This is a genomic window from Mesorhizobium sp. (assembly GCF_024509055.1).
Taxonomy (GTDB): domain Bacteria; phylum Pseudomonadota; class Alphaproteobacteria; order Rhizobiales; family Rhizobiaceae; genus Mesorhizobium.
In genome coordinates this window covers 77653-102791 of sequence record NZ_JANINM010000444.1, presented here as the reverse complement: position 1 = coordinate 102791, position 25139 = coordinate 77653, and the positions used below count along the sequence as shown (strand labels likewise).

The following is a 25139-nucleotide window of genomic DNA, read 5'->3' as shown; positions in this document are numbered from 1 at the left end:
GCGGGATCCACGGAGACAAGATGACCGCGCTTGCGCCGCGCCTCGCGCCGAAGTCGATCGACGAGACGCTCGATCTGCTGACCGGCGCGGATTACGTCGCGGACCGTTCGCTGGCGACGGTGCTGTTCCTCTCGCTGCGCATGAAGCGGCCGCTGTTCCTTGAAGGAGAGGCGGGCGTCGGCAAGACCGAGATCGCCAAGGTGCTGGCCTCAGCTCTTGGCCGCCGGCTGATCCGCCTCCAGTGCTATGAAGGGCTCGACGTCTCGTCCGCCGTCTACGAGTGGAACTATGCCGCCCAGATGATCGAGATCCGCATGGAGGAGGCGGCCGGCAAGGTCGTGCGCTCCGACATGGAGCGCAACGTCTTCTCCGAAAAATACCTGATCCGACGCCCCGTGCTCGATGCCCTGACAGGCAAGGCGGGCGCGGCCCCGGTCTTCCTCATCGACGAACTCGACCGCACGGACGAAGCCTTCGAGGCATTCCTGCTCGAGATCCTGTCGGACTTCCAGGTCACGGTTCCGGAGCTTGGAACGATCAAGGCCGAAGAGCCGCCGATCGTCATCATCACCACCAACCGCACGCGTGAAATTCACGATGCGCTGAAGCGACGCTGCCTCTACCACTGGGTCGACTATCCGAACGCCGAGCGCGAGCTGGAGATCGTGCGTCGCAAGGTGCCGCAGGCGAACAGCCGGCTCTCGGCCGAGATCGTTTCCTTCATCCAGAAGCTGCGCCAGGTCGACCTGTTCAAGGCGCCGGGCGTCGCGGAAACCATTGATTGGGCCGGCGCGCTGACTGAGCTCGACAAGGTAGCGCTCGATCCGGAAACCGTCTCCGACACGATCGGCGTGTTGCTGAAATACCAGGACGATATTGCCCGTATCGAACAGGGCGAAGGCCGGCGCATCCTCAACGAGGTCAAGGCCGAGCTCTCGGCCGCGGAGTAGCAGGCATGCCACCGCGGCACCCGGAACCCAAAGAGGCAACCGAAGGGCACATCGCCGACAACATCGTCTATTTCGCGCGCGCCCTTCGCAAGGCGGGCATGCGCGTCGGCCCGGCTTCGGTCAAGGACGCCATCGAGGCAGTGCTCGCCGCCGGCATCGGCTCACGCGACGATTTCTACTGGACGCTGCACGCCGTGCTGGTCTCGCGGCACGAAGACCATCCCGTGTTCGACGAGGCGTTCCGTCTATTCTGGAAGTCGCATGAACTGATTGAGAAGATGCTGGCGATGTTCTCGCCCGTCGCGCCGGACAATGCCGAGAAGCGGAAGCCACGCGCGGCCGAGAGCAGGGTGAGCCAGGCGATGTTCGAAGGCCATCAGAAGAACCAGCCGGTGCGAGAAGTGCCGGAGATCGAGGTCGACGCGCGTTTCACCTTTTCCGGCAACGAAATCCTGCGCGGCAAGGACTTTGCCCAGATGGACGCCGCCGAGCTGGCGCAGGCCCGCAAGGCGATCGCCACGCTGCGCATGCCATTCGACATGGTAACCACCCGCCGCTTCAAGCCGGACGCGCAGGGGCGCCGAATCGATCCACGCGCCATGATGCGTGGGGCCGCGCGCACCGGCGGGGCGCTGATCCTGCCGAAATTCCGCTCGCGGCGCGAAGTGCATCCGCCGCTGGTGGTGCTTGCCGATATTTCGGGCTCGATGAGCCAGTATACGCGCATCTTCCTGCATTTCCTGCATGCGCTGACAGAGAAGCGGCGGCGCGTCCACGCCTTCGTCTTCGGCACAAGGCTGACGAACCTGACCCGCCAGATGCGCCATCGCGACCCTGACGAGGCGCTGGCCGAGTGCTCGGCCGCGGTGAAGGACTGGTCGGGCGGCACGCGCATCGGCGACGCGCTCGCCGAATTCAACCGGCTTTGGTCGCGGCGCGTGCTGGGGCAGGGAGCGGTGGTGCTGCTGATCACCGACGGGTTGGAGCGCGATGATGCTAGCGGGCTCTCGGAGGAAATGGAGCGGCTGCGCAAATCCTGCCGGCGGTTGATCTGGCTCAATCCGCTTTTGCGCTTCGACGGTTTCGAGGCCCGCGCCCGCGGCGTGAAGGCGATATTGCCGCATGTCGACGAATTCCGCGCGGTGCATAATCTCGATGCGCTGGCCGATCTTTGCGCGTCGCTCGACCGGCGTCCGGCGGCTTCGACGGATCCGCGCCGCTGGCTGAAGGCTGGCGAGAGGCGAGCAGCGTAGCCATATCCTGGTAGGGGAACTCGCGTTTTGACCGAAAAGCAGACTTTGCGAGAAGCGACGATGGATGACAGCATTTATCTCGACGAGGCCCGCGATCCTCTAATAATCGCGGAAGGGTGGATGAAGGGCGGCAAGGATGTCGCCATCGCGACCGTGGTCGAGACCTGGGGCTCGGCGCCGCGCCCGGTCGGCAGCCATCTGGTCATCGACGCCGAAGGGAATTTCCATGGCTCGGTGTCCGGCGGCTGCGTAGAGGGCGCGGTCGTGACCGAGGCGATCGACGTCATCGGATCGGGCAAGGCGAAGATGCTGGAGTTCGGCGTTGCCGACGAGACGGCGTGGCAGGTCGGCCTGTCCTGCGGCGGCCGCATCAAGGTCTATGTCGAGCGGTTGGGCTGACCTTCGATGGACCCTTATGTACTGAAAACTCTCAATGCCGAACGTCGCGCCCGGCGCGCGGCTGTCATGGTCACCGACCTCGGCGATGGGCGCGATCGCATCGTGCGCGAGGGCGACCATGTTGCGGGCGATCTTGGCGGGGCAATCGCCCGGGCGTTCCGCACCGGCAATTCCGGCTCGGTGGAGGCGGAAGGGCGTATTTTTTTCCTCAACGCCCATCTGCCGCGCCCGCGACTGATCCTGATCGGCGCGGTGCATATCAGCCAGGCGCTGGCGCCGATGGCGAAGATCGCCGGCTATCCTGTCGAGATCATCGATCCGCGCACTGCATTCGCCACGTCTGATCGCTTCCCGGATGTTGCGTTGCATGCCGAATGGCCGGAGGATGTGCTGCAGCGCGAACCGCTGGACAGCTATACAGCGCTCGCCGCCGTTACCCATGACCCAAAGATAGACGATTTCGCGCTGAAGGCTGCGCTCGACGCCAGGTGTTTCTATATCGGCGCGCTCGGCAGCCGGAAGACGCATGCCAAGCGGATCGAGCGCCTGCTTGCGCTTGGCGCTAGCGCTGAACAAATCGCCCGCATCCATGCGCCGATTGGCCTCGATATCGGCGCAGCCAGCCCCGCCGAGATCGCCGTCGCCATCCTCGCCCAGACGATCCATGCGTTCCGCTCGCGCGGCCTTGAAGCCAAGGGCGCGGTAGCGTGAGGTTCGGTCCGATTCCGATCGATCAGGCCGAGGGCGCGGTATTGGCGCATTCGACCACGGCAGGGGAGAGGCGGTTCCGCAAGGCGCAGCGCCTGAGCGCCGAGGATGTCGCGGTGCTGAAAGCGGGCGGTGTCGAGGAAATTGTAGCGGCCGTGCTGGCCCCGGACGATCTCGGTGAGGACGCCGCGGCCGAGACAATCGCCGCCGGCATGAGCCCTCGCAACATCGATGCAAGGCAGGCCGCGACCGGGCGGGTCAACCTCCATTCGGAAACGGCAGGCGTCTTCACCGTCGACGCCTCCATGATCGATGCCATCAATGCCATCGACCCGGCCATTACCATCGCTACGCTGGCGCAGCATGCGCCGGTCGAGAAGGGGCAGATGGTAGCAACGGTGAAGATTATTCCCTTTGCCGTCGCGGCCGGTCTGGTGGACGCGGTCGTCAAGATTTGCGCCGGCGGCGAGATATTTGCCGTCAACGCTTACCGGCCGGTCAGTGTCGGCGTGATCCAGACTGTGCTTCCCGGCGTCAAGCCGAGTGTTCTCGACAAGACGCTGCGCGTTACTGAGGCGCGGCTGGCCCGGTCCGGCGGCCGGCTGACCGCGGAGCGGCGCACGCCGCATGAAATCGCGCCTGTCGCGGAGGCCGCCGCCGCATTGGCGCGCGACAACGACATGGTGGTGATCTTCGGCGCCTCGGCGATGAGCGATTTCGCCGATATCGTGCCGGCGGCGATCGAAAAGGCAGGTGGGACCGTCATCCGCGCCGGCATGCCGGTCGATCCCGGTAACCTGCTGGTGCTCGGGACGCTCGACGGTAAGCGCATCATCGGCGCGCCGGGCTGCGCGCGCAGCCCCAAGGAAAATGGCTTCGACTGGGTGCTGGACCGTCTGATCGCCGGGCTTGACGTGACGGCGCGCGACATTGCCGGGATGGGTGTCGGTGGGCTCTTGATGGAAATCCCGACCAGGCCGCAGCCGCGCGAGCCGATGCCGGCGCGGGCCGAGCCGAGGGTCGACATCGTGCTTCTGGCCGCCGGCCGCTCAAGCCGCATGGGCGGGCCGAACAAGCTTTTGGCCCTTTTCGACGGCCAGCCGCTGGTGCGCCGCACGGCAGAACGCGCATTGGGCTCGAAGGCCGCCAATACTGTCGTCGTCACCGGGCATCAGCGCGAACGGGTGCGCTCCGCGCTATCCGGTCTCGATGTAAGGCTCGCCGATAATCCTGATTTCGCCGATGGCTTGGCGTCTTCGTTGAAGGCGGGCATTGCAGGGGTCTCGCCCGACGCGGCCGGCGCCATGATTGTGCTCGGCGACATGCCGGGCGTCTCCTCGAAAGATCTCGACAGCCTGATCGATGCCTTTCGCAAGTCCGGAGGCCGCGCGGTGGTGCGCGCCTCCCATCTCGGCAAGCGCGGCAATCCGGTGCTGCTGCCGCGCTCGCTGTTTGCGGCGATCGCGCATCTGGAAGGCGACACCGGCGCGCGCCATCTTGTCGAGTCCGAGGGACTGGACGTGATCGATGTCGAGATCGGGCAGGGCGCCTCGATCGATGTCGATACCCGAGAAGCTCTGGAAGACGCCGGCGGCATCCTGCAGGATTGACAAACCGGAGCCGAATTTCGCATGGCTCTGGCCATGTCTTTCCGTTTCCGCTTCTTCGTTGCCCTGCTCACCGCGACAGCTGTTTTCGCTACGGCCGCCGAGGCGCAAACACCATCGCTAAAACCGTTCAAGGACGACCTGTTCGCCTACCCGCTGGCGCTTTCGACCGGCGACAACGGCGCCTATACGGTGCTCGACTATCACGAGATGCGCGACATCAACCAGCGCGACGAGGTGCCGGAAAAGCGCGTTCGCGCGCAGTACACCGACCCCGGTGTGCGCAGGGTTCAGCAGGACCTGATGCTGAAGACGGATGCCGGCGACATCAGGCATGTCGCGGTCGGCAAGACGGAAGGGGCTTCCATCATCGTGCTCTACCTGCACGGGCAGGGCGGCAGCCGCAAGCAGGGCGTCGACGACTTCACGTTCGGCGGCAATTTCAACCGCATCAAGAACCTGATGGCCGACAATGGCGGCCTCTACATCACGCCGGATTTTCCCGATTTCGGCGACAAGGGCGCCGCGCAGGTGGCGGCGCTGATCGATCACTACGCCGAGAAATCGCCGAGCGCCAAAATCTTCGTCGCCTGCGGTTCTATGGGCGGCATGCTGTGCTGGAAGCTTGCCGCAAGCAAGGACACCGGCAATCGCATCAACGGCCTCTTGCTGCTCGGCTCGCTCTGGGACGAAAGTTTTCTGACCAGCCCCGCCTTCAAACGTCGCGTGCCGGTGTTCTTCGGCCAGGGCAGCCATGACGTGGTGTTTGCCGTCGCGAAGCAGGAAGCGTTCTTCCGATCGATCCTCGCCAAGTCGAAGACTTATCCTACCCGGTTCGTGCGCTTCGAGACCGGCACGCATGGCACGCCGATCCGCATGGTCGACTGGCGCGGGACGCTGAACTGGATGCTGACGAAGGCGCCTTAGTGTCTGTTGACCCTAATCAGGTTGTTCAAGGCGCCGTGTTGTAGTCCAGGATGGTTTGCGGGTTGACCTCGCCGTCATAGGAGGCGTCGACGTCGTACTGCACCAGCGAGAAATTGCCGTTGCGGAACAGATAGGTGCCGCTTGAAGAAGCGTCGCCGACGCCTCGCCATTTGTTCATGGACGTGATCGTCAGGGTCTTGTCGTCATAGTTTGAGTTGACGAGTTGGTCGTCGGTCTGGAAGCCGACGATGTGGATCGACTCGACCTTTCCCTCAGTGTTGTTGTTCTCGTAGCGAATATCGAGCTCCGGCGTGGCGAACTGCAATTGCCTGACGCCGGCGACATCGTCGGAGATGTAGTAGACCGCGCTTTCGTTGTAGGCTCCCATCGAGCAGAAGAAACGGAAGAGCCGCGTCTCTTTCTCCGGCTGGTCGGCCGCGGCGTCCTTGTCCTTGTAGTGGATGGAGTAGGCGTCCGGCTCGCTGGTCGGTTTGCCGTCCGGCGTCTGCTTTTCGCATTGATCGCCATAAGCGGCGGCAAAGGCCCTTTTGGCCTGCTCCAGCGCTTCATCCTTCTTCGGCGGCGGTGGGCCGTCGCCGCAGCTTGCCGGCACGGCATCGGCGAGGTCGGATGTCGAGGGCTTCAGCGCGCCCTTGTCGATGAAGATCGGCTGGAACGGTGGTTCCTGGACCTGCGCATTGACTTGCCGGACCGTGTAGCAGCCGGCGAAGACCTTGGATTCGCCTTTCTTGTCGGTCGCCTGGATGGCGACGGGCACGCTGTAATAGATGCTGCCTGCGGCTCCCTCGTTCGAAACCGCCCCTGTTTTGACTTCGACTGCATCGGTGCCGTCATAGCCTTTGACAAATGCGTCAAAGTCCTTTGCCGGCTTTGTATCTCCGAAGTAACCCCAGGCGCGGGCGAATTCATGCCGGTTGATGGCGTTGTAGAGGGAACGGATCACAGCCGCTGCGTCCGACCGGTCGTCGACATAGGGCGCTTCGGCGGCAAGGGCCGACTGTGCGATGCCGGCAAGCGATAAAAGGGCAGTCGCTGCGAAAATGACGCTTCTCATCAGGTCCTCCGCTCGATGGTCCGATCCTACCATGCCGATTGCGGCGAGGCGGTGACGCTTGAAGAATCGTGACCGGAGGCGCTAGCTGGGCGTCCGCGGCGCATCGGCCGCTTTGGGAGATTGCTCGTGACGATATCCATGTACGACATATCAGTGGCCGTGTTCTCGACCCGGCTGAAGGCACTGGGCAGCGTGCTCACCGCGGCCGAGGAGAATGCAACCGAACGAAAAATCGATCCGCAGGTGCTCCTAGCGGCACGACTCGCGCCCGACATGTTCGCGCTGACCCGGCAGGTGCAGATCGCCACCGACCATGCCAAGGGCGCGCCCTCGCGGCTCGCCGGACGCGAGGTGCCGAAATACGAGGACAATGAAGCGAGTTTTGCGGAACTGCAGGCGCGAATCGGCAAGACGCTTGATCATCTGGCGACGTTTTCGGCGTCTGATCTCGATGGGTCGGAAGACAAGGTCGTGGAGGTCAGGCTCGGTGGACGCGAAGTCACTCTGCCCGGCCTGCAGTACCTCTTGCACTTGGCCATGCCGAACTTCTACTTCCACGTTACAACCGCCTACGACATCCTGCGTCATAATGGCGTGCCGCTCGGCAAGCAGACATTTTTGGGAAGTCGCTGACGCGGCTCGCGTTTCGAGGCTTCCCGGCAACGCCGGGAAACCTCTTTAAGCCCAAGACTTTAGCGTATCGACATTTCGCGGGCGATACGCGGAAAATCCGCCGGCTTGATGCCGATATCGGCGCGATCGGCGTTGCTCATCGCGTTCAGAAGCGCAAGCGCCGAGCGGTAACGCTGCTGTTCCTGCGGGCGTGGCCGCGCGAACATTTCAGTGAAGAATCCCATAACCCGGTTGCCCCTGTTGATCCTCCACGCTCAAGCATATAGGTGATTTGTTAAAATTGTGCAGTGCAGCATTTGCATGGCTGCCATGCCCTCGCGAATTTTTTTCGCCACAATCGATTTTTGATGAAACTTTTCGGCCGGCCGGTCCGTAGGCACCGGTGCTGGCTCATGGCTGGCTTTTCCTCGCCACTCCTGGCGAACTTGCCGGACTGTATGAAAATGCAGTCCGGCTTTTTGTTTCTGGCCGTGCCGGGCACTTTTTCCACTCAAAACGTTGAAATTGTTAATGGCGCCGGCATTCATTTTTAACGAGACCGCCCTAAGGTTGATGGCTGTAGTGCATGCGGTCGCGACAGGGGAGGCTGAGATCGGAACCGGGACCAAGCTCGATTTCGCTTCGTTGCTCGACGATCTGATCGTCGCCTCCGAGAAGGGTGAGCAAGAGGGCGCCCGGCCGACTATTCCGTTCGATTATCTTTCGGTGGCAGACGAGCTTCATTCCGGCCGCATCAAGGTTGCCGGCGAGAGCGTTGCCGCCGAATACCGGGAGGCAGGCGCCGACCTTGCCGCGGAATTCGTTGCGTTGCTCGACCAGGCAAAGCTGGCGCTCGCCACTGAAGGGCACAAGCCGGAGGAAGCACTGCCGCCGATCGATCCAGACTCGATTGCCGGCGAGCTTGGCCTCGAGAGTTCGGGGAAGAATGCCGATTTCGGCCGCATCAGGCGCAACTTCGCGTTCGCCAATCACCCCGATCGCGTCGCGCCACACCTGCGCCAGCGCGCCATGATCCGCATGCAGGTGGCCAACATGCTGATCGACGAGGCCAAGCGTCGCGCGCTGGCCGGTGTGCGCCGCTAGCTCTCTCTGGTTCGCTCAGAAGCAAAGGCTGCAGGGCTTGGAGAACCTCCAGCCTTTGCCTTATGCTGGAATTCCTCCTCGCGCACACGCGCAAGACCTCCCGATGGAGACATTAATGCACAAACGCCGCCTCGGTCGGACCGATCTCCTTGTCTCGCAAATCTGCCTGGGGTCGATGACGTGGGGCCAGCAGAACACCGAGGCCGAAGGCCATGCGCAGATGGATCTGGCCTTTTCGCGCGGTGTCAATTTCATCGACACCGCCGAGCTTTATCCCATCCCGCCCAAGGCCGAGACGCAAGGATGGACCGAGAAGATCATCGGCAACTGGATGAAGGCGAAAGGCAACCGCGACAAGGTAATCGTCGCCTCGAAAGTGGTCGGCCGCACCGCCAACAGCTGGTTCCGAGGCGATCGTCCCTCGAAGCTGGTCCGCGCCGACATTTTCGACGCGGTCGAGAAGTCGCTGGCGAAACTCGGCACCGACTACATCGACCTCTACCAGATCCATTGGCCCGATCGGGATATTCCATGGGGCTCGAACCCGACCCGCGTCGGCGCGGCGCGGCGGGCCGACGCGGCCGAGGCGCCGGCAGGCGAAACGCCGATCGCCGAGACGCTTGGCGTCTTTGACGAACTTGTGAAGGCCGGCAAGATTCGGCATCTCGGCCTGTCGAACGAAAGCTCCTGGGGCGTCATGCGTTTCCTTGCCGAGTCGGACAAGGGGGCCGGACCACGCGCGGCCTCGCTCCAGAACGCCTACAATCTGGTCAACCGCACCTTCGAGGTGAACCTGGCCGAGGTGTGCGAGCGCGAGGAGATCGCGTTTCTTCCTTATTCGCCTCTGGCGCAGGGCTACCTGACTGGAAAATACAACCATGGCGCACGGCCACAGGGCTCGCGTTCGCAGCTGTTCAATCGCGGCCAGCGCTACGAGACGCCGAATGCGGCCGAGGCGCAGCTCGAATACAGCGAACTGGCGCGCTCGTTCGGCATGGAGCCGGCACTGTTCGCCAACGCCTATGTGTCGAGCCGGCCGTTCGTGACCTCAAACATCGTCGGCGCGACTAGCGTCGCGCAGTTGGACATCGCCCTGTCATCGGCCGACGTCACGTGGACGGAGGAGATGCAAAAGGCCGTCGACGCGATCCACCAGCGTGTCGGCAATCCGTGCCCCTGACGGCAATGCGAAATATTATCGACAAATAACAAGGGGATAGAGACTGTGGCGAGCTTTCCGATCGAGGCCGTGCGCGCAAGATTTCCGGCGCTTTCGCTGAGCGACCAGGGCCGACGCCGCATCTATCTCGATAATCCCGCCGGCACGCAGGTGCCCCAGACGGTGGCCGATGCCGTGTCGCGCTGTCTGCTCACCTCCAATGCCAATCTCGGCGGCTACTTCGGAACGACCGTCGCGGCGCAGGAAGTGGTCGACGAAGCACATAAAGCGATGGCCGATTTCCTCGGCGCCGCAAGCGCCGAGGAAATCATCATCGGCGCCAATATGACGACGCTGACTTATCACATGTCGCGCACGCTTGGCCGCACGATGAAGCCGGGCGACGAGATCATCGTCACGCGCATGGACCACGAAGGGAATGTCTCACCTTGGCTGCAGCTTGCCGAAGACCTTGGGCTTGTCGTGCGCTTCCTGCCGTTCGATGAGCAAAGCTGGCAGGTCGAGGAAGCGACGCTGAAGGCGTTGCTTTCGCAGAACACTCGGCTCGTTGCATTGAACTATGCCTCGAACCTCACCGGCTCGATCAACCGTGTGAAGGCGCTGACCGCGATCGCCAAAGAGGCCGGCGCGCTGGTCTATGTCGATGCCGTCCAATTTGCCCCGCATGGACTGGTCGATGTGCGGGAACTCGGCTGCGATTTCCTTGTCTGCTCGGCATACAAGTTCTTCGGGCCGCATATGGGCATATTGTGGGGCCGGCGCGAGGTCATCGATGCGCTCAAGCCCTATAAGTGCCGCTGCTCGTCAAACGGTCTGCCGGAACGGTTCGAACTGGGCACGCCACAGATCGAGCTGATGGCCGGTTTGACCGCTGCCATCGACTACTTCGCCGATCTCGGCGCGGCGGCAGGCGAGGGCGGCTCGCGCCGAGAGCGGATCGCGAAGGCTTTCGAGGTGTCGATCGCCTATGAAAACGCGCTCGCGCGGCAGTTGATCGAAGGGCTCTCGGACATCGAAGGCCTGACCATCCGCGGCATCACAGACCTTGGCCGCCTCGGGGAACGTGTGCCGACGGTTTCTTTCACCGTCGAGGGCATCGCGCCCGAGACGATCGTGCGGCAGATGAATGCCGAGAACATCTTCCTGTGGTCCGGCCATAATTATGCATGGGAAATCGTCCACCAGCTCGGCATTCAGCCGGAGCTGGGCGTCGTGCGCATCGGGATCGCCCACTACAACACGGCGGGCGAAATCGACGAAACGCTGGAAAGCGTGCACCGCGTGATCGCGATGCTGAGGCAGCAGCGCGCCTGATGATCTAGCTTTTCCTGGCGCCGAAGCCGGTCAGGAAAGCGGTGAGATTGTCACCCAGCGCGTCGCAGAGATAGCCGCCTTCCTGAACGATCACCGTCGGCAGGCCGAGCCCGGCGATCGCCTCGCCGATGCGTGAGAAGCCGGGCGTCGTCACCGAAAGACCACCGAACGGATCGCCCTCGAAGGCGTCGAGGCCGAGCGCCACGACCAGGGCTTCAGGCGCGAAAGCGCGGATGCGCTGGAAGGCGTTGGCCAGCGCTTCGAGGAACGCAGCGTCGCCGGATTTGCGCGGCAGCGGCAGGTTGAAATTGTAGCCGAGGCCGGCGCCTTCGCCGCGCTCGTCGGCATGGCCCCAGAAGAAGGGGTAGAAGCGCACGGGATCGGCGTGCAGCGAGACCGTGAGCACATCGGGTCTTGCGTAGAAGATGCCTTGGGTGCCGTTGCCGTGATGCAGGTCGACGTCGAGTATCGCGACACGTGCTGCACTCTTGCGCAGAACCTGCGCCGCCACAGCCGAATTGTTGATGAAGCAGAAGCCGCCGGCGACATCGGCGAAGGCATGGTGACCCGGCGGGCGACACAGCGCATAGGCCGAAGCCGCGCCCGCCATCACCGAGTCGGCCGCTTCCACCGCGCTCCAGGCGCTCCAGAGCGCGCTTTCCCAGGTCTCCGCCGAGATCGGGCAAGCGGTATCGGCCATGTGGTAGCCGGCCTGGCCGACGGCCGATGCCGGATAGGAGCCGTTGCGCGCGATCGGGTGGATATTCGGGATGACCTCCGCCGACGCGCCTTCGATGCGCTGCCAGCGCAGGAAGATGTGCTCGAGGAAGTCGAGATATTCGGGCGTATGCACGGCGGATATCGGGCCGAGGCCATGATTGCCTGGACGTTCAACCGTCAATCCTGCCGATATTGCGCCGGCTAATAATCTTTCGACGCGCTCCGGCTTTTCCGGATTGGGCTGCGGCGCGCCGCTGGAGAGGAAGGCCTTCGGATCGTGGCGTTTCTGTTCCTCGGCATAGAAGGCTTTCATCATCATCTCTCCGGTGCGTCGGCAAAGGCAAAGAAGGCATCGCCGACGATCTTTTGCGTCTGCTCGTAGCTCGACCAGCCGATGCCAAGCTTTTCGTAGAAGGTCTTGGCGGTCTCGTTGTCGGTGTCGACCGAAAGCCGCAGATAGACGCCGCCGGCGGCGCGGCACTCTTTTGCCACCCGCCGCAGCAGTTTCTCGCCGATCCTGCGGCCGCGAAAGCGATCCTCGACATAGAGGTCCTGCACATAGACGCCAGGACGTCCCATCCAGGTCGAGAAGATCGGGAAGTGCAGGCAAAGCCCGGCGAATTCGCCTTCAACCTCGGCGATCAGAGTCGAGAAGGCGGGTTTGTCGCCGAAGCCATAGCGGCGGAGGTCGTCCGGCGTCGAGCTGATTTCCTGGTGCGCGCCGATATGGCTGCCGAGCCTGAGGAGCGCAGCGTGTATCGTGTCGGCGTCCTCGATGCGGGCCGGTCGGAGTGTAACAGCTTCCAATGGCATCAAAACGCCACCCGGTCACCGCCCTTCAGCGCCAGCATTTCGCGCGCTTCGGCGGGCGTGGCGACGTCCAGCGACAGGCCCTCGAGGATACCGCGGATGCGGCGCACCTGGTCGGCATTGGATTTCGCCAGTTGCCGCCCGTCGTAAAGACTGTCCTCCAGGCCGACGCGGACATTGCCGCCCATAGCGGCAGCGATCGAGATCAGCGGCATCTGGTTGCGGCCGGCGGCGAGCACCGAGAACTGGTAGCTGTCGCCGAACAGCTTGTCGGCGATGCGTTTCATATGGACGAGGTTGTCGGGATCGGCGCCGATGCCTCCCAGGATGCCGAGCACGAACTGGATGAACAGCGGTCCCGACACGAGCCCCCGGTCTCTGAAATGTGCCAGCGAGTAGAGATGGCCGACATCGTAGCATTCGAATTCGAAACGCGTGCCACAGCCCTTGCCCAGCCTCTCCAGCACGCCTTCCATGTCGGCGAACGTGTTCTTGAAGATTGTGTCGCGTGTCGCTTCGAGCAGTTTCGGCTCCCATTCGTGCTGCCACTCCCTCGGCTTGTCGAGCATTGGGAACAGCGCGAAATTCATTGAGCCCATGTTGAGCGAGCACATTTCCGGTTGCGCCCGCAAAGGCGCAGCCAGCCGTTGGTCGAGCGTCATCAGGGACGAGCCGCCCGTAGTGATGTTCACCACCGCGTCGGTCGCCTGCTTGATACGGGGCAGGAACTGCATGAACACGTCCGGGTCAGCGGTCGGCCTGCCATCCCTGGGGTCGCGGGCGTGAAGATGCAGGATCGAAGCGCCGGCTTCGGCCGCGGCGATGGCGTCCGTGGCGATCTGGTCCGGCGTGACCGGCAGGTGTGGGGACATCGACGGCGTATGCACCGAGCCGGTGACGGCGCAGGTGATGATGACTTTCCTCGGCGCCATTTTCTTGCCCTCAGCCTTCCACCGGCAGGTCGAGCTCGGCGGCGAGCGCTTCCAGCGAGTCGCCGATGATGGCGACCATCTCGCCGATCTGCTCACGCGTGATGATCATCGGCGGCGCCACCATGAAGTTGTCGCCGTCGACTCCGCCCTTGACCTTGCGGCCATAGATGATCAGACCGCGCGCATAAGCAAGATCCAGCAGGCGTTGCGTGGCCTTGCGGGCCGGGTCGATAGGCTTCAGCGTCTCCGGGTTGGCGACCATTTCGGCGCCGAGCAGCAGCCCCTTGCCGCGTACATCGGCGATGAAGGGGAAACGTCTCTGCAACGCCTTCAACTCGCCGATCAGCACGTCGCCCATGGCGGCGGAGTTGGCGATCAGATCGAGCCGGTCCATTTCGCCGAGCACCGCAAGCCCGGCGGCGCAGGCAAGCGGATTGCCGGCATAGGTGTGGCCATGCTGGAAGCCGCCCGAGGCCAGCAGCGGCTGCACCAGGCGCATCGGAGCGGCCAGCGCGCCGAGCGGCGCGTAGCCGGAACCCAGCCCCTTGGACAGCGCGACGATGTCAGGCTTGCAGTTCCAGTGGTCGCCGCTGAGGAACTTGCCGGTGCGCCCGGCGCCGCTCATCACTTCGTCGTGGATGAGCAGGATGCCGTAGCGATCGCAGATCTCGCGAATGCGCGCATAATAGCTGTCTGGCGCCACAAGGGCTGCGGTGGCCGCGCCCCCGATCGGCTCCATGATGAAGGCGACCACGCTATCCGGACCTTCGGCCAGGATCTTCTCCTCCAGCATGTCGGCGTAGCGGACGCCGCGCTGCTCCATCGAGAGATTGTCACGGTCGCGCCATGCCGTCGGCGCCGGCACGGTCGGCATTGGCCGCATCATCGGCGTGAAGGTTTCGGCCAGCGCGTCGTCGCCGGTGATCGAAAGCGAACCCAGCGTGCCGCCATGATAGGAGGGGAAGCGCGTGATCACCTTCCAGCGGCTCGGCTGGCCCGTGGCGACTGCCCATTGGCGTGCCAGCTTGATGCAGGATTCGGTCGCTTCCGAACCGCCGGATACGAAGAAGATGCGGTCCACGCCTTCGGGCAGTTTCCGCGCCAGTTCCCGAGCCAGCTCCTCAGCGGGCTCGTTTTCGAAATGCAGCCGATAGGCGAAGGTGGCGCGGTCCATCTGCCGCTTCATGGCATCCAGCACATTGCGGTTGGAGTGGCCGATATTGGCCACCATCGGGCCGCTCGAGCCATCGATGAAGCGGCGGCCATCCTGCGTCCACATATAGATGCCTTCGGCACGGTCGATCAGCGGCCGGCGCAGGCTGGACAGGTAGAACAGATGCGATTCTCGCCGGGCTTCGGTCTCTTGAGCGGCGGTCTGGGTCTTCGACATGTCAGGACTTTCCAAGGTAGCGATCGAGGACATTCTGGGTGACGCGTTCGACCATCGGGTCTTGTCTCAGCAGGCCGGCCACCCATTCGCAGCTTCCGGCGTGAAACACCTCGCCCTTGCCGCGCGGGAAGTTGACGATCATGCCGTTGCTGCGTTTGACTTTTTCGAGGCTGGCGTCGCTCCTGTCGCCGAAGAGCGTTTCGGCGCTGAAGCGGCCGTCCTCGTCGGTGAGGAACTGATCCTCGATCGGGATGTCGGCGCTCTCCTCGACCTGGCTGGCCATACCGACGGCGAGGACCTGCAGGCCGTCAGGCGCGCCGCTGGTCGCGGTCGGGTAGGGCAGGCCGTTGCGAAGCTCGAAGTCGAGGCCGTCGACCTCATAGCCATAGACATGGCTGTCGGCGCCCAGCAGGTCGCCATAATAGATGCCGGTGCCGGCGAAGGCCCAATGCCCGGGACGGTAGACCGGGAAACCCCGCACGCCTCGCGGCGCGCAGCCGCCCCAGCCCGCGTAAAGGCCGCGTGTCGCATTGAGCCCGAAGGTCGCCGAGCCGGGCCGGCCGATTTCAGGGGCCTCCCAGGAATTGGTGGCGCGGGTCACGTCGCCGCCGCGATAGGCGGGATCCTCGGCGCGGGCGCGGTATTTGTAGCAGACCTGCCGGCGCCCCTCGTCCTCAAGACGCGTCTGCCACATGAAATTGCCGGCAAAGCGCGCCGCATGGCCGCCGCGCTCGACATACTCGTCGACGGCGTCGCGCATCTCCCAGGTCCAGTATTCGTCATGGCCGACGAAGACGGCGCAATCGTAACCGTCAAGAATCTCCGGCGAGAAATGCAGATCGTGCTGGCTGGCGAGATCGACGCCGTAGCCGGCACGCTCGGCGAAGCGGAAGAAGTGGCTGTCATAGCTGGCCCAGCCCGACGAGGCGTATTTCTTCGAATGGCCGGTGGCCAAAGCCCATTCCATATGCGGATAGCGCGGCACCGTCTTCGGCGGCACGGCGACCTCCAGTGGCACGCGCGGCGCATCCCTCGGCAACACGACGAAGCCACGGCACCAGGGTCGCTGCGTCGACACGAGTGGCGAATACTGGTTGCGATCCGGCCCGGTAATGCCCTGATAGTGGTTGGAGCCGCCCCAGGTATTGTAGGCGAGCCAGGTGCCCGTCGCGGCCACCTGCAGCACACGGCCGGGTTTCTTGCCGGGTTGGGGCGAGACGATGAACAGGTGATGGCTTTGGATCGGCTTGCCGTCGCGGCCGTCGGCGGTCAGCGTTATCCGATAGGCGCCGGACGGCCAGTCGCCGTCGACGCGGAATTCAAACGACGCTTCCCAGCCGCAGCCTTCGGCCGAGCACTGGTCAGGGCTCTCCTGCCAGCGAGCTGCAATGTCCGATTTATCGAACACTTTGGTCTCACCGCCGCCGTCGCGGATGACCGCCATGCTAAAGGTCGGCGCCGTTGAACTGACGTGCAACGTGACTGTCTCGCCGGAGCGGTAGGAGAAGCGGTCGCTGTAGCACCAGATCTCGCCGCGCTCGCCGTCCATGCCCGGCCACTCATAGTAATGGCCGCGCACCGCGTGCCGGCGTTGGTCGGGCGTCAGTCCGAAATCGGGGAATTCGGTGGTCGGTCTGGTCATGCTCGAACTCAGGCGGAGAGGTATTTCTTCAGGAACGTACGGGTGCGTTCCATTTTCGGTGCGCGGAATATCTCGGACGGCGGGCCTTCTTCCACGACGGCGCCTCCGTCCATGAACAGCACGCGATCCGCCACTTCACCGGCAAAGCGCATCTCGTGCGTGACGATGAGCATCGTCATATGTTCGGCGGCAAGCTGCTTCATGACGGCGTTGACCTCGTCGACGAGCTCTGGGTCGAGCGCCGATGTCGCCTCGTCGAACAGCATCACCTTGGGCTGCATGGCCAATGCGCGCGCGATGGCCACGCGCTGCTTCTGGCCGCCGGAGAGCCGCGACGGATAGGCATCGATCTTGTCGGCTAGCCCGACCTTGGACAGGAGGCCGTGCGCCAGCGCATGCGCCTCGCTCTTGCTGATGCCCTTGAGGATGGTGGGTCCCATGGCGATGTTCTCAAGTACGGTCAGATGCGGGAAAAGGTTGAAGTGCTGAAAAACCATGCCCATCTGCTGGCGCACGCTATTGATATGACGTTCAAAAGCCTGGCCGCGCAAGGGCTGGTTGACCTGCACGCCGTCGAGCCAGACTTCGCCACCATTCAAGGTCTCCAGGTGGTTGATCGAGCGCAGCAGCGTGCTCTTGCCCGAGCCGCTCGGCCCGATGATCGCCACGATCTGCCCACGGTCCACCGACAGGTCGATGCCTTTGAGGACTTCCATCGGGCCAAAGGATTTGCGCGCGCCGCGAACCTCGACCATTGGCTTCTGGGTGCTCATCGGGAAACCTCCACGCGCCGCTCGAACCGGCGCAAACCCGCTTCGAGCGCGAGATTGAGAATGTAATAGAGCGCCGCCGCGGTGATGTAGAACTCGAACGGCCGGAACGTTTCGCTGATCGCCAGCTGGGCCGAATGGACCAGTTCGGCAATGCCGATCACCGACACGATCGAGGATTCTTTCAGGAGCGCGATCATGTTGCCTCCGATCGGCGGGGCGGTGTTGCGGACAGCTTGTGGCACGACGACGTAGCGCAATGTCTGCCACTTGCCGAAGCCGATGCTGCGCGCGCCTTCCGTCTGGCCGGCATCGACGGCGACGATGCCGGCGCGGATGACGTCGGCATTGTAGACAGCGAAGTGCAGGCCAAGCCCGATGATGCCGGCGGCAAGGGCGGGAATGTCGATGCCGACCTGCACCAGGCCGAAATAGATCAGGAACAACTGCAACAGCAGCGGCGTGCCCATGAACACCCACATGAAGGCGCGCACGGGATAAGCGATGATCGCCGGTGCGTAGAGGACAATGACCGCGAACAGGATGCCGAAGACGAAGCTGAGCGCTCCCGCCGAGACCGTCAGCACGGCTGTCCACCAGGCGCCTGTCAGTAGAAGGTCCCAGTAGGGCAATACGACAGTGAAATCCAAACCTTCCATCGCGCTCTCCGGTCAGACGATGGCAAAGCGTTTGTCGAGCAGGTCGACGGCTCGGGCCACGGCGTAGACCATGACCATGTAGAGGAGCGCCGCGACGCCGAAGATCTCGAATGGCTTGTAGGTGGAGCCGATGAAGCGCTGGGCCGTATAGGTCAGCTCCACGACCGAGATCGTCGACACAAGGGCAGATCCTTTCAGGAGCGCGACGGTGTTGACGCCGAGCGGGCGGATCATCAGCCGGGCGGCCTGCGGCAGCACGACCTTGCGCAAAGTCTGGAAACGGCTGAACCCGATGGTGCGCGCGGCCTCGGTCTGGCCCCGGTCAACTGCAATCAGCGCGCCACGGATCGATTCGGTCATATAGGCGCCGATGTTGAGGCCGAGGCCGATGACTCCCGCTGCGAACGGCTCCAGGTTGATGCCGATCTGCGGACCGCCAAAGTAGAGCACGAAGAGCTGGATCAAGCAGGGCGTGCCGCGAAACAGGCTGACATAGAGCGTGCCGATGGCCCTCAGGATCGCAGACCTTGACATCTTCGCGGTCGCGGCCAGCGCCGCTACCACGAGACCCAGGATTAGGGCCAATGCCGTGATCTCGATCGTTACCAGGGCGGCTTCCGCGAAAAACGGGAAGACGCGCCGCATCAGGGAGAAATCCATGGGATGGTCCGGCGGGGGTGGCAGGTGGCTTCAGGCGGGTTTGGCCGCCTGAAGCCTGTTGGAATTAGCGGATGTCGCTGCCGATCCACTGCTTGGAGATCTTCTCGTAGCTTCCGTCGGCCAGCATGTCGTCCAGCGCCTTCTGCATTGCGGCCTTCAGTTCCGGATTGTTCTTGCGGATGGCGATGCCGATGCCGACGCTGCCGCCGTCGATGTTGGGCGTATCGAGCCTGCGCACCTTCTCGCCGGTTTCCTTGACGGCGACCATGACAGGAATGTTGTCGACGACGATGGCATCGACGCGGCCGGCCTTAAGCTCCAGCAAGAGTTCCGGTAGGCCCTTGTAGGTGCGGACTTCCCAGCCGCCCTGTTCGCGCGCCCATTTCTCATGCGTTTCGCCCAGCGTCACGCCGAGGGTCTTGCCCTTGAGTTCGTCCAGGCTCTGCACCTTGGAAGCCTCGCTGACGAAAACCGCGCGGCCGGCGTGATAGTAGGGACCGACGAAATCGACCACCTTTTCACGCTCTGGCGTGATGGTCATGGAGCCGACGACGGTATCGTACTTCTTGGCCAGCAGGCCGGCGATGATGCCGTCCCAGGCCGTGGTGATGATGGCTCCCTTGACGCCGATGCGCTCGGCGATGGCCTTGCCGATATCGGCGTCGAAGCCGACGACCTCGTTCTGGTCGTTGACGAAGTTGAAGGGTGGATACTGGCCGCTCATCGAAATCTTCAGCTCGCCCCCCGCCTTGATCTTTTCGAGATCGTCGGCGTTCGCCGAAACGGCCGTGAAGGTCGAGGCGAGCAGCAGCGCGGCGACGGCGATGCGGGAAAATACTCTGTTCATCTGATGGTCCTCTGGATGGAGCGCGATGGCTTGTTCTTGGGAGGCGTTGGGACGCTCTCCTGATTTCATGATTGCCTTTGCGCATGCATTGCGCAAATAGATAATGGGAATAGGGAGCATAGATATCAGGAATGATTGCGCGGCCCGAACGCCTGGTCTGGGATCTCGACTGGAACCTCCTGCGCACGTTCGTCGTCATCGCGGAGGTGAAGAGCATCACGCGCGCCGCCGAGCGGCTCAACCTCAAGCAGCCGAGCGTCAGCAACGCCCTGAGGCGCCTGGAGGATCGCGTTGGCCGACGATTGGTCGAGCGCGATGCGACGCGTTTCGAGCTCACCGAGGTCGGCAAGCTGCTTTACGAGCAGAGCGTCGAGGTGTTCGGGACGATATCGCAACTGCCGCTGCTGATGCGAGGCATCAGCGACGACGTCACTGGCCATGTCACCATTGCCGTGGCCAGCCATGTCGTCTCGCCGCTGTTCGATCAGGCACTGTCGGAGTTTCATCGCAATTATCCGCGCGCCAGCATCACCATCTCGGTCGCGGCAAGCACCGAAGTCGCCAAGCAGGTGAAGGAGCGCCGCGCCTCCTTCGGCATCTGCCTGGTAAGCCAGCGCGACCCGGCGCTTGAATATGCCATGGTCTACCGCGAGTTCTTCGGCTTCTTCTGCGGTCCGCAGCACAGGCTGTACGGGCGGGAAGGGCTGACGCTGGCCGATCTGCGCGGCGAGCCTTCCGTGTCTTTCCAGACCGATCACATCTCGGATGCCTTGCGACCGGTGGCGCTGCTGCGCAGCGAGGCCCGGCTCAATGCCGACGTGGTGGGCGTTTCATCGAGCCTCGAGGAAGTGCGGCGCATGATCGTCGCCGGACTGGGAATCGGCCCGCTGCCGTTGCATGTGGCGCGGCGCGATGTCGCCGACGGCATCCTGTGGCGCCTGCCACCCTATGACACGCCGCCGGCCATCGACATCTTCCTGCTGGTGAACCCCGACAAGACGATGAACCGCGCCGAGAAGGCACTGCTGTCCGGATTGCAGGCGATCATCGCGGAAATGCCGCTCCACGAGCGCACCTACGATGCTTGAAGGCCAGTCGGCCGGCAACGTGGGCTATTCGGCCAGCAATGCCTGCGCACGCTGCCGCATGGCATCGTCCAGGGGAGTGGCGGCGCGCGCCTCGAGGTCGAAACGAACGCTTGTCGTACGGCTCACCGCACGCACGATCCCATCGCTCGATCCCGACATGACCTGCTCGAAAGTGACGGAGGTGCGGCCGACTTTCACGACATGCGAATGGATGGTGACGAGCGCGCCGGCCCTGGTTTCATGCCGGTACTCGGTTTCGGTACGTACATCCGCCCATCCAGCTTCCGATGCGTCCTGCCCGGCGATGTGGCCGAGGATCTGGAAGCTGGCGTCGTCGAACATCGCCGCGTAATGTCGCACATTCACATGGCCCATCCTGTCGCACATCCATGGATGCGTTACGCCGACATAGGTGACGAGAGATTCGCTCACGGGCAGTGTCCCTTGGGTTATCGCGCAAAACGCAGATATCGAAATGCCCCGCCGCAGGCAAACTTTGCGAAGCGCGCATTCATCGCCCGTGCTCTTGGCCCCTATGAATAAACGAACTATCTCAAAGGCAGGGCGGCGTTTCCGCCACGGGAGCCGATATGCTGCGGGTGCAAAAGGTCAAGGTCGACGACATCTACGTGCCCACGGCGCGTCGCAAGACGCTGCATCCCGAAACAGTCCGCCATCTCGCCGAGGACATCCTCGAAAACGGCATGAAGACACCGATCCAGGTCCGCCACGACGGCAAGCGCCATGTCCTGGTCGAAGGGCTGCACAGGCTGGAAGCCGCCAAGTGGCTGGGCGAGACCATGATCGATGCCTATCTCGTCCAGGCAAAGCGGCATTGATCGATTGCCGCGAACCCGCCCGCATCATCGCAAGCGATCACATCCCATCAACGCTTTTTGATTGACCTCGATATGCCGGCCGCTACCGTGCCGATGTCTTCACGAAACGGGTACGGGCGATGTCGAGATATTCAGGTGGATGCCTGTGCGGGGCGGTGCGTTATCGGGCCGAGGCGGAACCGGTCAACGAGCGCGTGTGCCATTGCCGGCTTTGCCAGAAGGCGATCGGCGCGGCCTTCAATGCACGGCTTTTGTTTCGCATCGATGACGTGACGATCGAAGGACCTGTGGCTGCGGTCCATTCCTCGCCGGATCTCAAACGCGGCTTTTGCCCGGCTTGCGGCACGACGCTTTTTTCGCGCCGCGATGCCAGGGGCATTATTGGCATCACCTCGGGCTCGCTCGACGACCCCTCGGTGTTCAAGCCCGACATGCATTTCTGGACTGCCTCCAGGCAGCCTTGGGTGCGGCTGGACGACGGCCTGCCGCAATATGAGGGCGCACCGCCTGCCTAACGCATTCGGCCTGACTCATTTTGGCCGCATGACTGCACGAAAATTTCATCTCCGATTCACGAGATAGCCGGCAAAGCGTCATTGGCGGGCCATTATCGGCTGCCTATCTAACGCCTGCGGGTCGGTATCGAGGAGGCGACGGATGAGCGAGAGCATCAACACCTTGGACGAGCTTTTGAACGACCCGATGGTCCAGCTGGTGATGGCGAGGGACCGGGTGCGCCCGGCTGAGCTTCGCATGCTGCTGGAAAGAGCCCGCGACAGGGCGTCGGACGATTCCCGTGCCGATCGGCCGCTCATGCCGCCGGCTCATGTGGTGGCGAGAAGCTGCATAAAGCAGTGGCTGCATCGCTAGTATTTTGTTTCCTCAATTTACGGACGAAGAACCTTTGTTCGCCGTGACGCCCGACACAGATGGATCGGTGCCGCTGCCAGACGGTATCGGCTGTGCCGGCATGATCCCGCCGCGGAGCTGAGCCTCCGAAGCCGGGCGATCAACACTCGTCGCACGGCGCTTTCCCGAAATATCTTTTTGCATAAGACCGGGGTGTGCTTCCGCGTGTCGTAAAGCAAGATTAGCGTAGCTTACAAATCCGTGAGTTGGATTCCCGACGAGGCGCGGCTATGCCTCTGCCGGGGACCGGCGAGGGCGGCGCTTCTCATGATGGGCTCATTTTACTCCGGAAAAGGACTGGTATGGCTGACGTCTGCACGCAGGGACTGGACACGGGCTTTGTCGGCCTTGGTTACGCCAAAGTAGCATTTCTTGGAGTGGTGCAAGGCATCACGGAACTGCTGCCGATCTCGTCGACGGCGCATATGCGCATCGTGCCTGCCGTTCTCGGGTGGCAGGATCCCGGCTCAGCCTTCTCGGCGGCAATGCAGCTCGCCGCGCTTGCCGCGGTGGTCAGCTATTTCTGGAGCGACGTCAGGGATGTAACCGTGGGATCGCTGTCGGCACTCAGCCGTCGCGACTTCGGCGACCGTTATTTCCGCCTCGCGATGAGTATCGTTCTCGCGACCATTCCGATCATCATCGCGGGGCTGGCGCTGTCGGGCGTCCTCAACGCCTGCAATTCGCCACTGCGCAGCCTTGCCGTCATCGGCTGGGCCTGTATCGTGATGGCGATCCTGCTGGCGCTGGCCGAGATGTACGCCAAGCACAGGCTCACGCTCAACCAGGCGTCGATCCTGGACGCGCTGCTCGTCGGTATCGCGCAGGTCGGCGCGCTCATTCCCGGCGTTTCGCGCTCCGGATCGACCCTGACGGCCGCCCTGGGGCTCGGTTTCACGCGGCCTGAGGCAGCGCGCTTTTCCTTCCTGCTCGGCCTGCCCGCCATCGCGCTCGCCGGTCTTAAGGAACTTTGGGAGCTGCACAAGGTGCATCTAGACGCGCATGGGTGGTCGGTTCTGGCCGTCGGGCTTGTCGTTGCCTCGATCTCCGCCTTCTTCGCCATATGGGGCCTGATGCGCGTGCTCGAGCGTTTTTCGGCCTGGCCTTTCGTCATCTACCGAGGCGTGCTCGGCGTCGTGTTGTTGCTCGGCCTTGCGCTAGGATGGCTGTCCTAGGCAGGCGAACGCCTTCTTAGGACCCAAGCATTTCGGCCCTCGCGATTAATCCCACGCGGGACAAAAAACGCCTGAAAGGAAGCCTTGGCGGTTCGTCTCGTCGCCGGCTTCCCGTATTGATAGGCGCATGGATCTTACGACGCTTCTACAATCGGTGCCGCTGCTGGTGACGCTGGTGAAGTCGGCCCTGCCTGCCGTGGTCGGCATGGGCATGGGCGCCGGCCAATGGCTGGCGGCACTGCCGCCGTGCCGCAACTTCAGCTTCGAGACCGCCACCTATCTGGTTTGCGAGGCCGACCCGAAGCACTATGCCATCGAGCTCTTCTGGAAGGATCCGACCGGCAACCCGTATCGCTCGCTGCACAATCTGCGCAGCGCCCAGCATGCCGCCGGGCGCACCATGCTCTTCGGCCTGAATGCCGGCATGTACCAACCCGACCTCGCGCCGGTCGGCCTCTATGTCGAGCAGGGCCGGCAGATAGCGCCGGCGAAGACGGGATCGGGCACCGGCAATTTCTCGATGCAGCCCAACGGCGTCTTCTACCTCAGCGGCAACAGGGCAGGCGTGCGCGCGACCAAGGACTATCTGAGGCAAGGCTCGCGCGTCGACTATGCCACCCAGTCCGGGCCGATGCTGGTCATCGACGGCAAGCTGCATCCGAAATTCCAGCCCGACAGCGCCTCGCGGAAAATCCGCGACGGCGTCGGCGTGCGCCAAGACGGCGTCGCCGTCTTCGCGATCTCTAACGATGTCGTGACCTTCCACGAATTCGCGCGCCTGTTCCGCGACGCGCTCGGTTGCCCGAACGCGCTCTTCCTCGATGGATCGATCTCCAGCCTCTATGCGCCGGCGATAGGCCGCAACGACGATTTCTGGAATCTCGGGCCGATGATCGGGGTGTTCAGGAAAGGCGGGTAGCGCGGCTCTGCCTGCGTTCGCGCCGGCGCTCTCTGTCGCGGGCGAGGAGCTTGAGGCCGACCAAGGCCGCGATGATCGCCAAGACGATGACCGCCGCCACGAGAGCCAGAATATTCGTGGTGCTGAACTGAACGAGTTCTCCCGCGCCCTTGGCGACCAGCCAACCCGGCGTGAGAATAGCAGGCGCCCAGACCATCGCCGACAAGATGTTTGCAAGCTGGAAGCGATACCGGTTCATCTCCGTCATACCGGCGACGAGCGGCACAGTGGCGCGCAGCGGGCCGAAGAAGCGGCCGAGGAAAATCGCCGCGAAGCCGTAGCGGCGGAAGAACAGCCGCGCGCGGGCGATCTCGTGCCGGTGGCGGTTGAGTGGCCATTTGTGGACGACGCCACGCCCGAGCCAGACGCCGAGATAATAGGAGACGACATCGCCTAGCGCCGCGCCGATGATAGCCGCGATGATGACCGGCAGCGGATGGATGAGGCCGGCGCCGACGAGGCCGCCGACGATCACCAGAACCGTGGTGCCGGGAAGCAGGATGCCGATCAGGATCAACGATTCGCCGAATGCCAGAAGCCCGACCACCAAGCCGGCCCATGCCTGGTGCGTCTCGATGAGGCGCACGCAATGGTCGACGAAGCTCTCCACT

The 25139-nt window shown here is 63.4% G+C and carries 30 protein-coding genes; 16 read left to right on the top strand and 14 right to left on the bottom strand.

Features of this window, described 5'->3' with window-relative positions; translation table 11 throughout:
* Positions 1–20: 20 nt before the first annotated feature.
* Genes Q0L57_RS25270 through Q0L57_RS25245 form a run of 6 tightly spaced genes read left to right on the top strand, consistent with a single transcriptional unit; the run spans position 21 to position 5844 of the window.
* The gene (locus Q0L57_RS25270; protein ID WP_296745793.1) at positions 21–950 is read left to right on the top strand and encodes a MoxR family ATPase; all 930 of its coding nucleotides are present in this window, start codon (positions 21–23) and stop codon (positions 948–950) included.
* Positions 951–955: 5 nt separating this feature from the next.
* Complete coding sequence (locus Q0L57_RS25265) at positions 956–2203, top strand: VWA domain-containing protein (protein WP_296745792.1); 1248 nt, start codon at positions 956–958, stop codon at positions 2201–2203.
* A 60-nt stretch (positions 2204–2263) separates the two neighbouring features.
* Positions 2264–2602, top strand: coding sequence for an XdhC family protein (locus Q0L57_RS25260; protein WP_296745791.1), 339 nt, complete (start codon positions 2264–2266; stop codon positions 2600–2602).
* Between the two features lie 6 nt (positions 2603–2608).
* Positions 2609–3313: an XdhC family protein gene (locus Q0L57_RS25255; RefSeq protein ID WP_296745790.1), complete on the top strand. Its 705-nt coding sequence runs from the start codon at positions 2609–2611 to the stop codon at positions 3311–3313.
* Positions 3310–4920 carry a molybdopterin-binding/glycosyltransferase family 2 protein gene (locus Q0L57_RS25250; protein WP_296745789.1) on the top strand — a complete coding sequence of 537 codons (1611 nt, stop codon included), beginning with the start codon at positions 3310–3312 and terminating at the stop codon, positions 4918–4920. Before Q0L57_RS25255 ends, Q0L57_RS25250 begins: the two co-directional genes overlap by 4 nt.
* A gap of 33 nt (positions 4921–4953) precedes the next feature.
* Positions 4954–5844 carry an alpha/beta hydrolase gene (locus Q0L57_RS25245; RefSeq protein WP_296745816.1) on the top strand — a complete coding sequence of 297 codons (891 nt, stop codon included), beginning with the start codon at positions 4954–4956 and terminating at the stop codon, positions 5842–5844.
* A 25-nt stretch (positions 5845–5869) separates the two neighbouring features.
* Here Q0L57_RS25245 and Q0L57_RS25240 read toward each other — a convergent pair whose 3' ends face one another.
* Positions 5870–6919: a DUF1176 domain-containing protein gene (locus tag Q0L57_RS25240; RefSeq protein ID WP_296745788.1), complete on the bottom strand. Its 1050-nt coding sequence runs from the start codon at positions 6917–6919 to the stop codon at positions 5870–5872.
* Between the two features lie 126 nt (positions 6920–7045).
* On the opposite strand from Q0L57_RS25240, the gene Q0L57_RS25235 reads away from it, so the two are divergent.
* Complete coding sequence (locus Q0L57_RS25235; protein ID WP_296745787.1) at positions 7046–7552, top strand: DUF1993 family protein; 507 nt, start codon at positions 7046–7048, stop codon at positions 7550–7552.
* Between the two features lie 59 nt (positions 7553–7611).
* On the opposite strand, the gene Q0L57_RS25230 is transcribed toward Q0L57_RS25235, so the two are convergent.
* Both Q0L57_RS25230 and Q0L57_RS25225 read right to left on the bottom strand, forming a co-directional pair.
* A complete protein-coding gene (locus Q0L57_RS25230) occupies positions 7612–7776 on the bottom strand; it encodes a DUF1127 domain-containing protein (protein ID WP_082954041.1) in 165 nt (54 codons plus the stop codon).
* A gap of 30 nt (positions 7777–7806) precedes the next feature.
* Entirely contained in the window at positions 7807–8079 is a 273-nt protein-coding gene (locus tag Q0L57_RS25225; protein ID WP_296745786.1) for a hypothetical protein, read from the bottom strand.
* Between the two features lie 25 nt (positions 8080–8104).
* Here Q0L57_RS25225 and Q0L57_RS25220 point away from each other — a divergent pair, with 25 nt between their 5' ends.
* The 3 genes from Q0L57_RS25220 (at position 8105) to Q0L57_RS25210 (ending at position 11129) form a co-directional block, all read left to right on the top strand.
* Entirely contained in the window at positions 8105–8635 is a 531-nt protein-coding gene (locus Q0L57_RS25220) for a hypothetical protein (protein ID WP_296745785.1), read from the top strand.
* A gap of 115 nt (positions 8636–8750) precedes the next feature.
* Positions 8751–9815: an aldo/keto reductase gene (locus tag Q0L57_RS25215; RefSeq protein WP_296745784.1), complete on the top strand. Its 1065-nt coding sequence runs from the start codon at positions 8751–8753 to the stop codon at positions 9813–9815.
* A gap of 45 nt (positions 9816–9860) precedes the next feature.
* The gene (locus Q0L57_RS25210) at positions 9861–11129 is read left to right on the top strand and encodes a cysteine desulfurase-like protein (protein WP_296745783.1); all 1269 of its coding nucleotides are present in this window, start codon (positions 9861–9863) and stop codon (positions 11127–11129) included.
* 4 nt (positions 11130–11133) lie between these two features.
* On the opposite strand, the gene Q0L57_RS25205 is transcribed toward Q0L57_RS25210, so the two are convergent.
* From Q0L57_RS25205 to Q0L57_RS25165, 9 genes are all read right to left on the bottom strand, one after another.
* Positions 11134–12162, bottom strand: a complete 1029-nt coding sequence (locus Q0L57_RS25205) for a histone deacetylase family protein (RefSeq protein WP_296745782.1) — start codon at positions 12160–12162, stop codon at positions 11134–11136.
* A gap of 2 nt (positions 12163–12164) precedes the next feature.
* Complete coding sequence (locus Q0L57_RS25200) at positions 12165–12662, bottom strand: GNAT family N-acetyltransferase (RefSeq protein ID WP_296745781.1); 498 nt, start codon at positions 12660–12662, stop codon at positions 12165–12167.
* Entirely contained in the window at positions 12662–13591 is a 930-nt protein-coding gene (locus Q0L57_RS25195; protein WP_296745780.1) for a 3-keto-5-aminohexanoate cleavage protein, read from the bottom strand. Before Q0L57_RS25195 ends, Q0L57_RS25200 begins: the two co-directional genes overlap by 1 nt.
* A 10-nt stretch (positions 13592–13601) precedes the next feature.
* The gene (locus Q0L57_RS25190; RefSeq protein WP_296745779.1) at positions 13602–14981 is read right to left on the bottom strand and encodes an aspartate aminotransferase family protein; all 1380 of its coding nucleotides are present in this window, start codon (positions 14979–14981) and stop codon (positions 13602–13604) included.
* A 1-nt stretch (position 14982) separates the two neighbouring features.
* Positions 14983–16623, bottom strand: coding sequence for a N,N-dimethylformamidase beta subunit family domain-containing protein (locus tag Q0L57_RS25185; protein ID WP_296745778.1), 1641 nt, complete (start codon positions 16621–16623; stop codon positions 14983–14985).
* A gap of 8 nt (positions 16624–16631) precedes the next feature.
* Positions 16632–17396, bottom strand: a complete 765-nt coding sequence (locus tag Q0L57_RS25180; protein ID WP_296745777.1) for an amino acid ABC transporter ATP-binding protein — start codon at positions 17394–17396, stop codon at positions 16632–16634.
* Positions 17393–18052: an amino acid ABC transporter permease gene (locus Q0L57_RS25175; RefSeq protein WP_296745776.1), complete on the bottom strand. Its 660-nt coding sequence runs from the start codon at positions 18050–18052 to the stop codon at positions 17393–17395. The genes Q0L57_RS25180 and Q0L57_RS25175 overlap by 4 nt, the downstream gene beginning before the upstream one ends.
* Positions 18053–18064: 12 nt before the next feature.
* Complete coding sequence (locus tag Q0L57_RS25170) at positions 18065–18712, bottom strand: amino acid ABC transporter permease (protein ID WP_296745775.1); 648 nt, start codon at positions 18710–18712, stop codon at positions 18065–18067.
* A 64-nt stretch (positions 18713–18776) separates the two neighbouring features.
* A complete protein-coding gene (locus Q0L57_RS25165) occupies positions 18777–19559 on the bottom strand; it encodes an ABC transporter substrate-binding protein (protein WP_296745774.1) in 783 nt (260 codons plus the stop codon).
* Between the two features lie 131 nt (positions 19560–19690).
* On the opposite strand from Q0L57_RS25165, the gene Q0L57_RS25160 reads away from it, so the two are divergent.
* Positions 19691–20647, top strand: a complete 957-nt coding sequence (locus Q0L57_RS25160) for a LysR family transcriptional regulator (protein WP_296745773.1) — start codon at positions 19691–19693, stop codon at positions 20645–20647.
* Positions 20648–20671: 24 nt separating this feature from the next.
* Here the strand turns inward: Q0L57_RS25160 and Q0L57_RS25155 are convergent, their stop codons facing one another.
* Complete coding sequence (locus Q0L57_RS25155) at positions 20672–21079, bottom strand: thioesterase family protein (protein WP_296745772.1); 408 nt, start codon at positions 21077–21079, stop codon at positions 20672–20674.
* Positions 21080–21237: 158 nt separating this feature from the next.
* On the opposite strand from Q0L57_RS25155, the gene Q0L57_RS25150 reads away from it, so the two are divergent.
* From Q0L57_RS25150 to Q0L57_RS25130, 5 genes are all read left to right on the top strand, one after another.
* Positions 21238–21486 carry a ParB N-terminal domain-containing protein gene (locus Q0L57_RS25150; protein ID WP_140542817.1) on the top strand — a complete coding sequence of 83 codons (249 nt, stop codon included), beginning with the start codon at positions 21238–21240 and terminating at the stop codon, positions 21484–21486.
* A gap of 119 nt (positions 21487–21605) precedes the next feature.
* A complete protein-coding gene (locus Q0L57_RS25145; protein ID WP_296745771.1) occupies positions 21606–22001 on the top strand; it encodes a GFA family protein in 396 nt (131 codons plus the stop codon).
* Between the two features lie 142 nt (positions 22002–22143).
* Positions 22144–22356, top strand: coding sequence for a hypothetical protein (locus Q0L57_RS25140; protein ID WP_296745770.1), 213 nt, complete (start codon positions 22144–22146; stop codon positions 22354–22356).
* Between the two features lie 341 nt (positions 22357–22697).
* Positions 22698–23570, top strand: coding sequence for an undecaprenyl-diphosphate phosphatase (locus tag Q0L57_RS25135; protein ID WP_296745769.1), 873 nt, complete (start codon positions 22698–22700; stop codon positions 23568–23570).
* A gap of 127 nt (positions 23571–23697) precedes the next feature.
* Positions 23698–24489: a phosphodiester glycosidase family protein gene (locus tag Q0L57_RS25130; RefSeq protein ID WP_296745768.1), complete on the top strand. Its 792-nt coding sequence runs from the start codon at positions 23698–23700 to the stop codon at positions 24487–24489.
* On the opposite strand, the gene Q0L57_RS25125 is transcribed toward Q0L57_RS25130, so the two are convergent.
* Positions 24473–25138: a DedA family protein gene (locus Q0L57_RS25125; protein WP_296745767.1), complete on the bottom strand. Its 666-nt coding sequence runs from the start codon at positions 25136–25138 to the stop codon at positions 24473–24475. The two genes, Q0L57_RS25130 and Q0L57_RS25125, sit on opposite strands and share 17 nt — an antisense overlap.
* Between the last annotated feature and the right edge of the window lies 1 nt (position 25139).

Excerpts from the sequence above, each read along its gene's own strand:
- Q0L57_RS25270 (WP_296745793.1), top strand. The coding sequence starts at position 21 with ATGACCGCGCTTGCGCCGCGCCTCGCGCCGAAGTCGATCGACGAGACG.
- Q0L57_RS25265 (WP_296745792.1), top strand. The coding sequence starts at position 956 with ATGCCACCGCGGCACCCGGAACCCAAAGAGGCAACCGAAGGGCACATC.
- Q0L57_RS25260 (WP_296745791.1), top strand. The coding sequence starts at position 2,264 with ATGGATGACAGCATTTATCTCGACGAGGCCCGCGATCCTCTAATAATC.
- Q0L57_RS25255 (WP_296745790.1), top strand. The coding sequence starts at position 2,609 with ATGGACCCTTATGTACTGAAAACTCTCAATGCCGAACGTCGCGCCCGG.
- Q0L57_RS25245 (WP_296745816.1), top strand. The coding sequence starts at position 4,954 with ATGTCTTTCCGTTTCCGCTTCTTCGTTGCCCTGCTCACCGCGACAGCT.
- Q0L57_RS25240 (WP_296745788.1), bottom strand. The coding sequence starts at position 6,919 with ATGAGAAGCGTCATTTTCGCAGCGACTGCCCTTTTATCGCTTGCCGGC.
- Q0L57_RS25230 (WP_082954041.1), bottom strand. The coding sequence starts at position 7,776 with ATGGGATTCTTCACTGAAATGTTCGCGCGGCCACGCCCGCAGGAACAG.
- Q0L57_RS25225 (WP_296745786.1), bottom strand. The coding sequence starts at position 8,079 with ATGAATGCCGGCGCCATTAACAATTTCAACGTTTTGAGTGGAAAAAGT.
- Q0L57_RS25220 (WP_296745785.1), top strand. The coding sequence starts at position 8,105 with ATGGCTGTAGTGCATGCGGTCGCGACAGGGGAGGCTGAGATCGGAACC.
- Q0L57_RS25215 (WP_296745784.1), top strand. The coding sequence starts at position 8,751 with ATGCACAAACGCCGCCTCGGTCGGACCGATCTCCTTGTCTCGCAAATC.
- Q0L57_RS25205 (WP_296745782.1), bottom strand. The coding sequence starts at position 12,162 with ATGAAAGCCTTCTATGCCGAGGAACAGAAACGCCACGATCCGAAGGCC.
- Q0L57_RS25200 (WP_296745781.1), bottom strand. The coding sequence starts at position 12,662 with ATGCCATTGGAAGCTGTTACACTCCGACCGGCCCGCATCGAGGACGCC.
- Q0L57_RS25195 (WP_296745780.1), bottom strand. The coding sequence starts at position 13,591 with ATGGCGCCGAGGAAAGTCATCATCACCTGCGCCGTCACCGGCTCGGTG.
- Q0L57_RS25190 (WP_296745779.1), bottom strand. The coding sequence starts at position 14,981 with ATGTCGAAGACCCAGACCGCCGCTCAAGAGACCGAAGCCCGGCGAGAA.
- Q0L57_RS25185 (WP_296745778.1), bottom strand. The coding sequence starts at position 16,623 with ATGACCAGACCGACCACCGAATTCCCCGATTTCGGACTGACGCCCGAC.
- Q0L57_RS25180 (WP_296745777.1), bottom strand. The coding sequence starts at position 17,396 with ATGAGCACCCAGAAGCCAATGGTCGAGGTTCGCGGCGCGCGCAAATCC.
- Q0L57_RS25175 (WP_296745776.1), bottom strand. The coding sequence starts at position 18,052 with ATGGAAGGTTTGGATTTCACTGTCGTATTGCCCTACTGGGACCTTCTA.
- Q0L57_RS25170 (WP_296745775.1), bottom strand. The coding sequence starts at position 18,712 with ATGGATTTCTCCCTGATGCGGCGCGTCTTCCCGTTTTTCGCGGAAGCC.
- Q0L57_RS25165 (WP_296745774.1), bottom strand. The coding sequence starts at position 19,559 with ATGAACAGAGTATTTTCCCGCATCGCCGTCGCCGCGCTGCTGCTCGCC.
- Q0L57_RS25160 (WP_296745773.1), top strand. The coding sequence starts at position 19,691 with ATGATTGCGCGGCCCGAACGCCTGGTCTGGGATCTCGACTGGAACCTC.
- Q0L57_RS25150 (WP_140542817.1), top strand. The coding sequence starts at position 21,238 with ATGCTGCGGGTGCAAAAGGTCAAGGTCGACGACATCTACGTGCCCACG.
- Q0L57_RS25145 (WP_296745771.1), top strand. The coding sequence starts at position 21,606 with ATGTCGAGATATTCAGGTGGATGCCTGTGCGGGGCGGTGCGTTATCGG.
- Q0L57_RS25140 (WP_296745770.1), top strand. The coding sequence starts at position 22,144 with ATGAGCGAGAGCATCAACACCTTGGACGAGCTTTTGAACGACCCGATG.
- Q0L57_RS25135 (WP_296745769.1), top strand. The coding sequence starts at position 22,698 with ATGGCTGACGTCTGCACGCAGGGACTGGACACGGGCTTTGTCGGCCTT.
- Q0L57_RS25130 (WP_296745768.1), top strand. The coding sequence starts at position 23,698 with ATGGATCTTACGACGCTTCTACAATCGGTGCCGCTGCTGGTGACGCTG.